This window comes from Bacteroides oleiciplenus YIT 12058 (assembly GCF_000315485.1).
Classification (GTDB): Bacteria; Bacteroidota; Bacteroidia; order Bacteroidales; family Bacteroidaceae; genus Bacteroides; species Bacteroides oleiciplenus.
In genome coordinates this window covers 46547-60411 of sequence record NZ_JH992941.1, presented here as the reverse complement: position 1 = coordinate 60411, position 13865 = coordinate 46547, and the positions used below count along the sequence as shown (strand labels likewise).

Genomic DNA, 13865 nt, shown 5'->3' with positions numbered 1-13865 from the left:
GTTGTCAATAGAGCTCAAGACCGAACTCTTCCTTTAGCTGTAATAGTGCATTATTCTTTTGTGCCATCAACTGGAACTTCTCTACGCGGCTGTAGGCACGCACTTTTTCGGTGGGGGCGCTGACGCGGACAGTCATAGTAGCTTTACTGTTTTTAAGCCGTTTACGCAAGTATCCTTGCAGGGTAGGAATCAGGTCGGTGAACTCTTTGGCTGCGATGTCATTTTCTACTACAGCTTCGAAAGTTGTAGCATCCAGCATCGTCAGACGGATTACTTGCATACGTTTGGCAAGAGCGGTCTGTTCCTGAGGCAGACGTCCGGCATATTCCTGCCAGTAGTAATTCACATCTTTCTCATTGAAGATGAAGTCTTCTTCAGGTTGTGCGTTTTGCCGGGCAGTAACGGTTTCAGCAGCCTGCTTCTTATCTTCTTCAGCCTGTGAACGCTTGATGGAGACACCCAGGCCGGACATTTTCATTACAGGTATCTTCTTTTCTTCTTTTCCTTGTGCCATCAATACGGCGGTAGGAGTGGGGCGCATGGCAGCCTGTGAACCAAAGGGCTGTTGAGATTGCGGTGATGCAGGGGCAGCCTGGGCTGCGGGGGCTTGCTGTGTCGGCTGGGGATGAGCCGGAGCGGCATTAGTTGTTGCTTGTGGTTGGGGCATAGCAGATACAGCCTGTGGCTGCTGAGCAGCGGCAGGTTGCGAGAATATGGGTTTTATAGCTTGTTTAGGGCGGCGCCCACCGCTCACGTCGTCCCCCTCGGCGGTAAGCTGAGCAACCTGTATCAAGGTTAGTTCCACCAGCAATCGCTTGTTCTTGCTGGCACGGTAATTCAGGTCGCAATCATTGCAGAGTTTCATCGCCCGATAGAGGAAAGGCAACGGACACTTTTGTGCCTGAGCCTGATAGCGTTCGCGGATGCTGGCACCCACTTCGAGCAATGCCAATGTGGCAGGGTCTTTACTTACCAGCAGGTCGCGGAAGTGCGAAGACAGACCAGTTACAAAATGGCTGGCATCGAATCCCTTGTTCAGTACATCATTCAGCAATAACAAGGCATTGCCGACTTGGTTTGCCAGAAAATGGTCTGTCAGCCGGAAGTAGTATTCATAATCCAGCACATTCAGATTCTCGATTACACTCTTATAGCTGATGTGTCCGCCGGTGAAGCTGACTACCTGGTCGAAGATGGACAAGGCATCGCGCATACCGCCGTCGGCTTTCAGGGCAATGACGTTCAGAGCTTCCGGCTCTGCGGTAATCCCTTCTTTGGAGGCAACGTATGCCAGATGAGCGACCGTATCGTCCACATTGATGCGGTTGAAGTCGTATATTTGGCAGCGTGACAGGATGGTCGGCAGAATCTTGTGCTTCTCCGTGGTGGCGAGGATAAAGATGGCATGACGGGGCGGTTCTTCCAGAGTTTTCAGGAAAGCGTTGAAAGCTGATGCTGACAACATATGTACCTCGTCAATGATGTATACTTTGTATTTTCCTATCTGGGGCGGAATGCGCACCTGTTCCACCAGTTGGCGGATGTCATCCACGGAGTTGTTGGATGCGGCATCCAGTTCATGGATGTTGTATGACCGCTGCTCGTTGAAAGCTGTGCATGACTCACATTGGTTGCAGGCCTCTCCGTCTGCTGTGGGGCTCATGCAGTTGATGGTCTTGGCGAAGATGCGGGCACAGGTTGTTTTCCCTACACCGCGTGGTCCGCAGAACAGGTAGGCATGAGCCAGTTTACCGGTGGCGATGGCATTCTTCAGCGTAGTGGTCAGGGCACGTTGTCCCACTACCGACTCAAAGGTGGCAGGGCGGTATTTTCGTGCCGATACGATATAGTTTTCCATGATTCGGGATATTCTTGTCCGTTACAATTTGTGCAAATGTACACAAAAAAAAGGAATTTCTCAGTTATTCCTCTTATCTTTGTAGGCGAAGAAACTGTCCCCGGCTTCTTTTTAATTATTAATTCTTTCATTATTAATTTGTTTATCAATGGATAAATTAGCGACGCTTTGGATATTTGTCCGCAAGCATAAATACCTGATTACGTTTGTGGCGTTTGTGGTGATTGTCGGCTTTCTGGACGAGAACAGCATTGTGCGCCGTATGGGGTATGCGAATGAAATCAGCCGCCTGAACTCTGAAATAGAGAAATACCGGGTGGAGTATGAAGATAACACGGAACGGCTGAACGAGTTGGCTGTGGATTCCGGTGCCATCGAGCGCATTGCGCGCGAGAAGTACCTGATGAAGAAACCGAATGAAGATATTTACGTATTTGAAGAAGACATCGAAGAATGAAATCCCTGATACCTGCTTTGTTTACTGTAGGCGCTGTGATGGCGCTGTTTGGTGCTGCCGTGTACATCACCGGCTGGGAATTTGCACCTTATATATATACGATTGGCGCTACTATGGTGGCGCTGGCCCAGATTAATTCCCCTTCCAAGAGTAATAAACCTAATGTGAAACGTCTTCGCCGTCAACAGATTTTCGGTGCGTTGCTATTGGTACTTACAGGCGCATTCATGCTCTTCACTCGTGGCAATGAGTGGATTGTCTGCCTGACGGTTGCGGCTGTGCTGGAGTTGTACACATCGATACGCATTCCGCAGGAAGAGGCGAAAGAGTAATTTTAAAATGTAAATCCAATCCCGATATAATATCCCAGCTTCTTTGATTGGTTAGAATAATTCAGTTCTGCCTCAATCGGTCCGATGATACTATTGTAGCAGTAGCCTATGCTGCCGCCTGCCAGTGCATGAGTATTTGTTCCGCCGAATAGGTTCTCTATTTTATCCGCCGCCCGTCCGTAACTGCCACGGACAACGATGTATTGATTCTTGTAAGTTCTTGCCCTCACTCCCAGCATTCCCGTCAACAAAGCGTCCGGGCTCATTTCTATATGATTGATACCGGTGAAAGGAATCTGTTGCTCCATATACCGTCCCGGCACATTTCCGCCTACAAAGTTTGATATTGCCAGAGATTGCGTATTCTTTCCGACTACCCTGCCATACACTGACGGCATAATGGTGAAAATCTTGTTCGGAGAGAAATACCCGCTCCAATGTGTCTGAAATACTGATACGGGACTATCTGAGCCATAGGTTACCATATTATCCGTGTAAAGCCTGTACGCCGCTTCCCATTCCATACCACTTGTAGAGAATCGCTGATTATTCAGGCTGTTGTACATGATGCTGGCCTGATAACTGAGCAAGGCCTTGTCGCTCGATTTCGTCAGAACGACATCCGGTCCCGATGGCCAATCATGATAATTATATTTCTCGAAATGGATACCTGCATTTACGAGTAGCTTATACCAACTCTTCGTAAATCCCATCCAGAGTGAGTGATGCACGTAAGTCAGGTTCATCAACCGCTTTCCTTCTCCGTAGAGATTGAAGTCATTGTACCCTATCTGATACCCCGTGTTTATATTCCAGTTTTCACGTGGTGAATATATGTATTCCAGCCGTCCGAACGTCCGCTTTCCCAGTCGAGTAGTGGCGCTTAATTGCGATTTCTTTTGCTTTCCGAGATATGCCCTTGCATTCAGCAATAGCACTGCCAATTCTTCATTATCGAATCTGCCTCCTATATTTATGGTATTCACAGGCTTCACATGCGGAGCAATCTGTGCTACGGACGGTATCGTATCCAGCATTGCAGGTGCCGGTATCTTGAACGGGCCGGGATATTCCGCCCGATAGTTCGTACTGATGCCTATTTCCTTTTTCAGGGCAATCAGTTTATCCCAGTCCTTCATCGCCGCCTCTTTTCCCCGGCGCATCAAGGTGTCTATTGCCGCGTGATTGAAACTTGCCGCTGAGTATCCGTCTACATCTACTTGTATATGTATATTGCTGTCCTTCACATTCTTCCGGTAACTTTCTTCTCCCACCAGATTAATAATCTGTCCCAGCACACTCGACAAACTTGTCAGTTCATCTGCCTTCATCAGTGGATTTTGCACATCAACGCCGATAATGATTTCCGCTCCCATTTCTCGGGCGATGTCTACGGGATAATTGTCCGTCAGCCCGCCGTCCACCAGCACCATGCCATCGAGATAGACAGGTGCAAACACCCCCGGAATGGACATACTGGCACGCATGGCAGTTGCCAGGATTCCTTTATGGAAAACGACTTTACTGCCATTCACGATGTTATCTGATACGCAAGCGAACGGAATAGGCAGGCGGTTGAAGGAGATGGAGTCATGATAACCCACTGTCAACTCTGAAAGTAACCGTGATATGTTCCTTCCTTTTATAATCCCTGCATCCGATACATGTGCTGATTTTCCTGCAATCGGCACAGACAGCAGATAATGCTCTTCCCTCAGTTTCTCGCTCAGCAATGTGGTTTCCGGATTGGAGGCATCGGACAATAAATATTTCCAGTCCTGCACATTGACCATACTGTCCAGTTGCTGCGGGGTATATCCGATGGCGTATAACCCACCCACAATGGCACCCATGCTTGTTCCCACTATATAATCAATCGGAATACCTGCTTCTTCTATCACCTTCAAAGCTCCGATGTGTGCTACTCCTTTGGCACCACCGCCACTCAATACGACTCCTACTTTCTTGCGGTTTTGCGCTCCGAGCGTGAAGCTGGAAAGTAGTGCTATTATTAATAAGAATAAAGATTTGGATTTCATAATCGGGGTTTTGTTACTGTTCGTTTAGAATAGTAACAAATAAAGAAGCTGATGGATTTGCTGAAATGCAATATTCTTCTCCATATCACTCCTCTTTAGTATTCCTGTAGTTTATCGGCGATGTTCCCAGATGCACCTTTACGTATTTCCCGAAGAAAGATTGATTGGGGAAATTGAACTCTTCCGCAATTTCCTTGATGGACTTATCCGAACGCTTCAGCCGATACTTGATATGTTCTATGGCCGTTTCATTAATTAAATCCAGCGGATTTCTGCCGCACGCCTGTTTAATGACTTTCGAGAAATGCTTAGGCGTATAGCAAAGTGCGTCAGCAAAATAAGTCACTGAACGATGCATGCCATTGTCTTTCGACAGCAATTCCATGAATTTCCACAGGATGTAATCAGACTGTTTGATGCCTTCTTTCGGACGGACTGGTGTATCGGAGGAGGTAATTTCCTTGTTGAGTTGTCCCAGCATTTCACAAAAGAGGGCGGCAAAGATATGTTGTATCACTTCCCTATGATAACAATGCGGTTCATCATTTATTTTTGCAACGATTAAATCGCGATAGAATGTGAAAATGGGCGAATCCCTATCTTCGCCAATAGACTTCACCGGATTGTTGTGAATGTGGACGGCGGTGTCCCATATATCCTTTTCCATTTTGATGATGCGTTGCAGGAATCGGGTAGAGAACCCTGCAAGTCTTATCTTATGTTTAGGACTCAGCAGCATATGGTTGATGATGGTATTGGGAAGGCCGAGTAGCAAGTCTCCCGCCTGTAACTTGTATGTCCGGCAGTTGATGTCCAGTTGAATGCACCCTTCTATGCAAACGGCAATGAGGAAGCATCCCAATCTTACCGTATCCTCACTATAAGGAATCCCATCCAGACTGTTGACTATTGCAAAGTCATCGTCTACATAGTCAAGGACATGTTGACTGGTCTTAAAATCTTCTATATCCACAGTTTTAATGTTCTGTTTTTCCATATTCTTTTCTTTTTTACTTTTTGCAAAGTTGGTGAATAATGGGGAAAACAGGATGTTCTATTCTCCTTCATAATTGTTTGATATGTCGTTTGTTGACAAATAGTTAGCTATAAAAATCATAAATGGCGAAAATGGGACATTCATGGAGGGAAATTGGTCACTGTTGCTTTGTTCCTTTCTCCTACTTTTGTCCAGGATTTAACAAAAGATAAAAAGAGTAAGTATGATTACAGTGAACAAAAAATGGATACGGCTGATAGGGATTGTCGGTTGTACAGTGTGGATGGCATCTTGCAAGCAAGCACCGGATGCAGAAGTGAAATCTTCTTCTTATGCAGTAATGCAGGTAGAGGCGGCGGATAAGGAACTTTCTTCTTCCTATTCGGCGAGCATACGCGGGCGGCAGGATATTGATATCTATCCGCAGGTATCGGGTACAATTGAGAAACTTTGTGTAACTGAGGGCCAGAAGGTGCGCCGGGGACAGCCGCTTTTCATCATCGACCAGGTTCCTTACAGGGCTGCACTCAAAACCGCCACTGCTAATGTGGAGGCTGCACGCGCTGCATTGGCAACTGCCGAGTTGACCTACAAGAGCAACCGGGAATTGTATGCACAGAAAGTGGTTTCGGAATTCAGCCTGAAGACAGCTGAGAATTCTTATCTCACTGCCAAAGCCCAACTGGCACAAGCTGAGGCCCAGGAAATAAGCGCCCGCAACAACTTTTCCTATACCGAGGTGAAAAGTCCCTGTGACGGAGTAGTAGGCGCATTGCCCTATCGTGTAGGCGCGTTGGTAAGTGCCGGCATGCCCTATCCGCTCACTACGGTCAGTGATAACTCGGATATGTATGTCTATTTCTCCATGACCGAGAATCAGTTGCTTGCTCTGACCCGCCAGTATGGCGACATGGACGAAGCTTTGAAAAACATGCCGGAAGTGGAACTTATACTGAATGACAATTCAGTATATAATAAGAAAGGTATTATCGAATCCATCAGTGGGGTCATCGACCGACAGACGGGTACTGTAGTGGCACGCGTGGTGTTTCCCAACGGATCTCGTTTGCTTCATAGCGGAGCATCGGGCACGGTAGTAGTGCCGAGCATCTATAAAGATTGTATTGCCATTCCGCAGACAGCCACTGTGCGGATGCAGGATAAGACTATTGTATATAAGGTAGTGGATGGTAAAGCTGTCTCCACCCTGATTACCGTAGCCGGAATCAGCAACGGACGCGAATATGTAGTGCTGGACGGATTGAAAGCCGGTGATGAGATTGTATCACAAGGTGCCGGACTGGTGCGCGAGGGTACACAAGTTAAATAAGAAGGAGACTGATTATGAAAGGAAATATGTTTATTAAACGGCCGGTGATGGCTATCTCCATCTCCGTACTGATTCTGGTCATAGGGCTTATTTCGCTCTTCACCCTGCCGGTGGAGCAGTATCCCGACATTGCACCTCCCACGGTATACGTGTCCGCCAGCTATACGGGTGCCGATGCCGAGGCAGTAATGAACAGTGTCATTATGCCGTTGGAAGAGAGCATCAATGGTGTGGAAGATATGATGTACATCACTTCCAGCGCCTCTAATGCGGGCTTGGCCATTATACAAGTTTACTTCAAGCAGGGCACGGACCCCGATATGGCGGCAGTCAATGTGCAGAACCGTGTGGCTAAAGCGCAGGGATTACTTCCGGCAGAAGTTACGAAAGTAGGTGTAAGCACGATGAAACGCCAGACCAGTTTCTTGCAGATTGGCGCTTTGGTTTGTACCGATGGTCGCTACGACCAGACTTTTCTTGCCAATTATCTGGACATTAACGTCATTCCCCAGATAAAACGTATCGAGGGAGTGGGAGATGTTATGGAGTTGGGCGATACGTATAGTATGCGTATCTGGCTGAAACCGGAACGGATGGCACAATATGGGCTGGTGCCCTCGGATATAACCGGCGTGTTAGGCGAGCAGAACATTGAAGCCCCCACCGGTTCACTGGGCGAGAGCTCGAAAAATGTCTTCCAGTTTACGATGAAATATCGCGGACGCCTGAAGAGTGTGGAAGAATTCCAGAACACCGTTGTCCGTTCGCGTGAAGACGGTTCTGTACTTCGCCTGAAAGATGTGGCAGACGTGGAACTGGGCACAATGACTTATAGTTTCCGTAGTGAGATGGACAGTAAGCCTGCCGTTCTCTATATGATATTCCAGACGGCAGGTTCCAATGCTACTGCTGTCAACAAAGAGATTACCGCCCAGATAGAGCGGATGGAGAAAAACCTTCCGGAAGGAACTGAGTTCGTCACGATGATGAGCTCGAACGACTTCCTCTTCGCCTCCATACACAATGTGGTGGAGACGCTGGTTATTGCCATCATTCTGGTAATCTTGGTGGTATACTTCTTCTTGCAGGACTTCAAGAGTACACTTATCCCGTCCATCTCCATCATCGTGTCGTTGGTGGGTACGTTTGCCTGCCTGGTGGCTGCGGGATTCAGTTTGAACATCCTGACGCTGTTTGCCTTGGTACTTGCCATCGGTACGGTGGTGGACGACGCCATTGTAGTGGTGGAAGCCGTGCAATCTAAGTTTGATGCCGGGTATAAATCACCTTATCTCGCCACTAAAGATGCTATGGGCGATGTAACGATGGCTATTGTCTCCTGTACCTGTGTGTTCATGGCTGTGTTTATTCCCGTAACATTCATGGGAGGTACCTCGGGTGTGTTCTATACGCAATTCGGCATCACAATGGCAACTGCCGTGGGTATCTCCATGATTTCGGCTCTGACGCTGTGTCCCGCTTTGTGCGCCATCATGATGCGTCCATCGGACGGGACCAAGAGTGCTAAAAGCATTAACGGACGAGTGCGTGCTGCCTACAATGCTTCGTTCAACGCCGTGCTGGGTAAATATAAGAAAGGTGTGATGTTCTTTATCCGCCACCGCTGGATGGTATGGACTTCACTAGTTGCTGCCGTTGCATTGCTGATTTATTTGATGAGCACCACCAAGACAGGGCTTGTGCCGCAGGAAGACCAGGGTGTCATCATGGTGAATGTCAGCATTTCACCGGGAAGTACGCTTGATGAAACCACGAAAGTGATGGACCGGTTGGAAAATATCTTGCAGGATACACCCGAAATTGAGCACTATGCCCGCGTAGCCGGATACGGACTTATATCCGGCCAGGGAACTTCTTATGGTACGATTATTGTCCGCCTGAAAGACTGGAACGAACGAAAAGGTAAGGAGCATAACTCGGATGCTGTGGTTTCGCGCCTCAATGCGCAATTCCAGAATATAAAAGAAGCACAGATATTCAGTTTCCAGCCCGCCATGATTCCGGGTTACGGTATGGGTAACTCCCTTGAACTGAACCTTCAGGATATGACGGGTGGAGATTTGGCTACATTCTATGATGCAGCCATACAGTTCCTTAGTGCGCTGAACCAACGTCCGGAGGTGGCTATGGCTTATACATCTTATGCTATCAACTTCCCGCAGGTGTCGGTAGAAGTGGATGCGGCCAAGTGTAAGCGTGCAGGAGTTTCGCCAAGTGCGGTGCTCGATGCGTTGGGTAGTTATTGCGGTGGTGCATATATTTCCAACTACAACCAGTACGGTAAGGTATATCGTGTGATGATGCAAGCCTCGCCCGAATACCGTCTGGATGAACAGTCACTTAACAATATGTTTGTGCGCAATGGTACGGAGATGGCTCCGGTGAGTCAATTTGTGACGCTGACGCAAGTACTGGGACCAGAAACTGCGAACCGTTTCAATCTCTACAGCACCATCACAGCCAATGTGAATCCGGCAGATGGTTATTCTTCCGGTGAAGTGCAGAAAGTAATTGAAGAGGTAGCGGCTCAATCCTTGCCGGCAGGCTACGGATACGAATATGGTGGTATGGCGCGTGAAGAAGCAAGTAGCGGTGGAGCACAGACGGTTTTCATCTATGCCATTTGTATATTCCTTATCTATTTGATTCTGGCATGTCTTTATGAGAGTTTCCTCATACCGTTTGCTGTTATCTTCTCCGTACCGTTCGGATTGATGGGGTCATTCCTTTTCGCAAAAATACTCGGACTGGAAAACAACATCTACCTACAAACAGGTGTGATTATGTTGATTGGCTTGCTTGCTAAGACGGCTATTCTGATTACGGAGTACGCCATAGAGCGTCGCCGCAAAGGAATGGGTATTGTGGAATCTGCTTACTCTGCTGCACAGGTTCGTTTGCGTCCCATCCTGATGACGGTGTTGACCATGATTTTCGGTATGCTTCCGCTGATGTTCTCTTCCGGTGCAGGTGCCAATGGCAACAGTTCTCTGGGTACGGGTGTCGTAGGTGGTATGGTTGTAGGTACATTGGCATTACTTTTTGTTGTCCCGGTCTTCTACATCATATTTGAATTCTTGCAGGAAAAAATCCGTCCGCCGATGGAGGAGGAACCAGATGTGCAAGTGCTTTTGGAGAAAGAAAAGAGCGAAGCTGAACGCGAACGTAAATAAATGAAAGGAGGAATGAATGATGTATCAAGGTGATATATTTTGGTTAGAGCAGGTGATAGCTTATTGCATTGCCGGTCTTCTGGTGTACATTATAGATAAAATCAATTCCAAGAAACATATTAAAGATATTGAAGAATGAAGAAAAATATAATCATGTTAGTTGCTATTAGTCTGTCGCTGAGTGGCTGTGGCATCTATACTAAATACGAGCCTGCTGCTTCTGTCCCCGATGACCTTTACGGTGGGGAAGTGGTGGCCGAAGATACTGCCAGCCTGGGCAATATGGACTGGCAGGAACTCTTCACCGATCCGCATTTACAATCCCTCATTGAGCAGGGATTGCAAAACAATACCGACTATCAGTCTGCCCAGCTTCGTGTGGAAGAAGCTCAGGCAACACTGATGTCTGCCAAACTTGCCTTTCTTCCCGCATTTGCTCTTTCCCCGCAGGGAACAGTGAGTAGTTTCGATACGCACAAGGCCACGCAGACGTATTCGTTGCCTGTCACTGCCAGTTGGGAGTTGGACGTCTTCGGTCGTATGCGCAATGCCAAGAAGCAAGCGAAGGCACTTTATGCTCAAAGTGAGGACTACCGTCAGGCCGTTCGTACTCAGTTGATAGCAGGGATAGCCAATACTTATTATACATTGTTGATGCTGGATGAGCAACTCGATATCTCCCGGCAGACGGAGGAGGCATGGAAAGAAACTGTAGCATCCACCCGTGCTTTGATGAATGCCGGAATGGCGAATGAATCGGCTGTATCGCAGATGGAAGCCGCCTATTATCAGGTGCAGAGTTCCGTTCTCGATTTACAACAACAGATAAATCAGGTGGAGAATAGCCTTGCCTTATTGTTGGCAGAGACACCCCGCAACTACAAGCGCGGCACGCTGGCAGGGCAACAGTTCCCCGCAGACTTTTCTATAGGGATTCCTGTTCGGATGCTTTCCTGTCGTCCCGATGTCCGCTCAGCCGAGCGGACGCTGGAGACGGCGTTTTATGGCACCAACATGGCACGTTCTGCTTTCTATCCTTCCATTACGCTGAGTGGGAGTGCCGGATGGACGAATTCTGCCGGTTCCATGATTCTCAATCCGGGCAAGTTCCTGGCATCGGCGGTAGGTTCGCTGACGCAACCGCTCTTCAACCGCGGACAGGTGGCTGCCCAGTATCGCATTGCCCGTGCACAGCAGGAGGAAGCCGCACTTGGTTTCCAGCAAACATTGCTCAATGCAGGCAGCGAGGTGAATGACGCTTTGATTGCTTATCAGACCAGTCAAGGAAAAAGCCTCTTACTGGATAAACAGATTACTTCTCTGCAAACAGCTCTGCGAAGCACTTCTTTGTTGATGGAGCATGGCAATACAACCTATCTGGAAGTACTCACCGCCCGGCAGTCGTTGCTCAGTGCACAACTGTCACAGACGGCCAACCGCTTTACTGAGATACAAAGTTTAATTAACCTATACCGTGCTTTGGGGGGAGGTCAGGAATAAACTACATCATACTCTCTCTCTGTTTTTTTTACTTCGATGAAGAGGGGCTGCCGGGGAAGTGATTCTGTGGCAGCCCGCTTTTGTTTTTACAAGTTCTCCGAACTGCATGCTTACCGTTTTTTTTGAGACGTTTTTTGTTTATTAGTCGAAGTGTTGTATATCGTAACTTTTCTTTTCTGTGCATACGCCATTCCATAGGCATTCGCTGTTCGATACGCACATTCTCTCTTCATTTTCTAAAGCTATGTATATTGTGAGATCCTCTTTCTGCCACTCTTCTGGTAGGGGGAGTTCGCAATAACCGTCGCTGCGTTGTGCGCTGTGGATCTGATAAACAGCCTGCCCTTTCATCCTGTTGTACGCTAATGTCATCACGTTGTCTTCCGGCTGTGCGTCACCCCGACCGCTATTGTCCTTCCATGTGAAGATGGCTTTGCTTTTTTCCAACTCCACTTTGGGATCTGTTGCAGTGGTCAGTGTGCCTTGTGCAATTTTCACCTTTTCATAATCAATGCTTGCTCCTTGTTCGCCTTGGTTTATGGCATTCGCCATGACGTATGACATTGCAGCAGTGAAGCCCGAACGTTTTCCGTCACAATTCCGGTATCCGACGCGCAACAATGGAGTGAAGTTTTTCAATAGTTCATTGGCCAGCATGAATTTACTTCGCTGCCGCATTTGTCCTTTGCTTTTTGCATCCCTGTATTTTTCGGGTCTTGTACGGAGGTAATATCCGTTTTTTCCTTTGCATCCTACCACGTTTCCCAATTTTCCTGAAAAGCCGCTGAAAATATCTTCTTTTATTTTTGCCATAGTGCTTTGTATTTTATTTCTGATTGCAAAGCTATTATAAATAACCGGGAGAATACATCTTTTTCTTTTTTTTCTTCTTCTCTTGCCATTTCTTTCTTATCTTTTTCTTCCATACCTTTTCCTTTCTAAATTCTAACTTTCTATGTAGCAAATTCGGTTTAAACTATTAAAATAGTAGTCTTAACCGAATTTGAACCGAATCTGTACCGAGTTTATACCGAATTTGTTATATACCATATCCGATTATGCTTATACCTGCATATCTTCAGGAGTTTTTTCCTTTTTAAGGGGCACAGAACGAATTGTATGTAAACAACGAAGGAATGAAACTATATTGAAACTCCGATGTATAAAGGGCTTGAGGGGGATTAATCTATAACGCCAGATACAAATCGACTTGTTACATTATGGGACATGAGTGGTACACTTGAATGGAATATGATGAGCTTTTAAACGGTTAAATGTTACATCGGGATAAGACGAGGGCTGAATTGATGCTATTTGAGGCGCAATTCAGCCCCTTTTCTTTGTAGAATGGGTAGGTTACTCCTGTGTACTACGAATAAGATGAGATTGCCTAATAATGGCTCTGCGGGTGGCTTTGATGCCACCATCGTATAGACCGGCATGGAGCAACGAACTTTGTTTTATGCCTATTTGAGCTTCGTTTAGGACAGTATAGATGGCACTGATACTGCCGAAATAATAGTCTTTCTTCTCAAATATGAGATGGACGTGAATTACTTTAGTCATATTGTTGCTATTTAGAAGTTTCTAATGCAAAGATATTCCAAATAAGTATTATATAGAAGTATTTTCTATAAAATGATATGCTGTTTAGAGCGTTTAAAGAGAACTCTTGTTTGCATGATCTAGAATAGATAAACAAAGAAATCTATATTGGTGATTTAGAAATGAGAAAGAGTTAAAAGACAGAATGGGCTTACCAATGGACTTACTTAAATGGACTTACGATAATGTCCATATCGTTTACTTTAGCCTTAAATGGACTTACGATTTCACCTCAAAAAAAAGTGTGTTTTTGGCATGATGTTTCTTTTGAAGTAGTGTTTTATGGCGTTTTAATAAATATTTATAGGGGGATAGTATAGTGTATTTGGGAGGTATTAAAGTTGTGACGTTTGTATAAGTGATTGATTTGTAGTATCTATTAGCGGAATAAGTGATATCTTAGCGGTATAAACGTGTGCGCGGCGCTAAATATCGCAGGATAGAGCAGTAGGTAGCTCGCATGGTTCATACCCATGAGGTCACAAGTTCGAGCCTTGTTCCTGCCACAAAGTTTATTGAAGGTGTTGGTAACGTTCCCGTTAATCAGGACTCC

General features: G+C 46.6%; 11 protein-coding genes and 1 tRNA gene. 6 read left to right on the top strand and 6 right to left on the bottom strand.

Annotation, left to right across the window (positions count from 1 at the left end):
- Positions 1-4 precede the first annotated feature (4 nt).
- Positions 5-1858 (bottom strand): DNA polymerase III subunit gamma/tau, encoded by a 1854-nt coding sequence (locus HMPREF9447_RS08560; protein WP_009129312.1) that lies wholly within the window; start codon positions 1856-1858, stop codon positions 5-7.
- A gap of 148 nt (positions 1859-2006) precedes the next feature.
- Here HMPREF9447_RS08560 and HMPREF9447_RS08555 point away from each other — a divergent pair, with 148 nt between their 5' ends.
- Together HMPREF9447_RS08555 and HMPREF9447_RS08550 are read left to right on the top strand one after the other, a co-directional pair.
- A complete protein-coding gene (locus HMPREF9447_RS08555) occupies positions 2007-2315 on the top strand; it encodes an FtsB family cell division protein (RefSeq protein ID WP_009129311.1) in 309 nt (102 codons plus the stop codon).
- Complete coding sequence (locus HMPREF9447_RS08550; RefSeq protein WP_009129310.1) at positions 2312-2647, top strand: hypothetical protein; 336 nt, start codon at positions 2312-2314, stop codon at positions 2645-2647. Before HMPREF9447_RS08555 ends, HMPREF9447_RS08550 begins: the two co-directional genes overlap by 4 nt.
- Positions 2648-2649: 2 nt before the next feature.
- On the opposite strand, the gene HMPREF9447_RS08545 is transcribed toward HMPREF9447_RS08550, so the two are convergent.
- Positions 2650-4686, bottom strand: a complete 2037-nt coding sequence (locus tag HMPREF9447_RS08545; protein WP_009129309.1) for a patatin-like phospholipase family protein — start codon at positions 4684-4686, stop codon at positions 2650-2652.
- Positions 4687-4771: 85 nt separating this feature from the next.
- On the bottom strand, positions 4772-5683 hold the full coding sequence (locus HMPREF9447_RS08540) for a helix-turn-helix domain-containing protein (RefSeq protein ID WP_009129308.1): 912 nt from the start codon (positions 5681-5683) through the stop codon (positions 4772-4774).
- A gap of 223 nt (positions 5684-5906) precedes the next feature.
- On the opposite strand from HMPREF9447_RS08540, the gene HMPREF9447_RS08535 reads away from it, so the two are divergent.
- The 3 genes from HMPREF9447_RS08535 to HMPREF9447_RS08525 all read left to right on the top strand — a co-directional run bounded on the left by HMPREF9447_RS08535 (position 5907) and on the right by HMPREF9447_RS08525 (position 11707).
- Entirely contained in the window at positions 5907-7013 is a 1107-nt protein-coding gene (locus tag HMPREF9447_RS08535; RefSeq protein ID WP_009129307.1) for an efflux RND transporter periplasmic adaptor subunit, read from the top strand.
- Between the two features lie 14 nt (positions 7014-7027).
- Positions 7028-10207: an efflux RND transporter permease subunit gene (locus HMPREF9447_RS08530; RefSeq protein ID WP_009129306.1), complete on the top strand. Its 3180-nt coding sequence runs from the start codon at positions 7028-7030 to the stop codon at positions 10205-10207.
- A 135-nt stretch (positions 10208-10342) separates the two neighbouring features.
- Positions 10343-11707 carry an efflux transporter outer membrane subunit gene (locus tag HMPREF9447_RS08525; RefSeq protein ID WP_009129304.1) on the top strand — a complete coding sequence of 455 codons (1365 nt, stop codon included), beginning with the start codon at positions 10343-10345 and terminating at the stop codon, positions 11705-11707.
- A 141-nt stretch (positions 11708-11848) separates the two neighbouring features.
- On the opposite strand, the gene HMPREF9447_RS08520 is transcribed toward HMPREF9447_RS08525, so the two are convergent.
- The 3 genes from HMPREF9447_RS08520 to HMPREF9447_RS08515 all read right to left on the bottom strand — a co-directional run bounded on the left by HMPREF9447_RS08520 (position 11849) and on the right by HMPREF9447_RS08515 (position 13273).
- On the bottom strand, positions 11849-12520 hold the full coding sequence (locus HMPREF9447_RS08520; RefSeq protein WP_009129303.1) for a DUF6266 family protein: 672 nt from the start codon (positions 12518-12520) through the stop codon (positions 11849-11851).
- Positions 12508-12633, bottom strand: a complete 126-nt coding sequence (locus HMPREF9447_RS29250; RefSeq protein ID WP_009129302.1) for a hypothetical protein — start codon at positions 12631-12633, stop codon at positions 12508-12510. Before HMPREF9447_RS29250 ends, HMPREF9447_RS08520 begins: the two co-directional genes overlap by 13 nt.
- 430 nt (positions 12634-13063) lie before the next feature.
- Entirely contained in the window at positions 13064-13273 is a 210-nt protein-coding gene (locus tag HMPREF9447_RS08515; protein WP_009129301.1) for a hypothetical protein, read from the bottom strand.
- A 472-nt stretch (positions 13274-13745) separates the two neighbouring features.
- On the opposite strand from HMPREF9447_RS08515, the gene HMPREF9447_RS08510 reads away from it, so the two are divergent.
- Positions 13746-13818: transfer RNA gene (locus tag HMPREF9447_RS08510), tRNA-Met, on the top strand.
- The last annotated feature ends 47 nt before the right edge of the window (positions 13819-13865 follow it).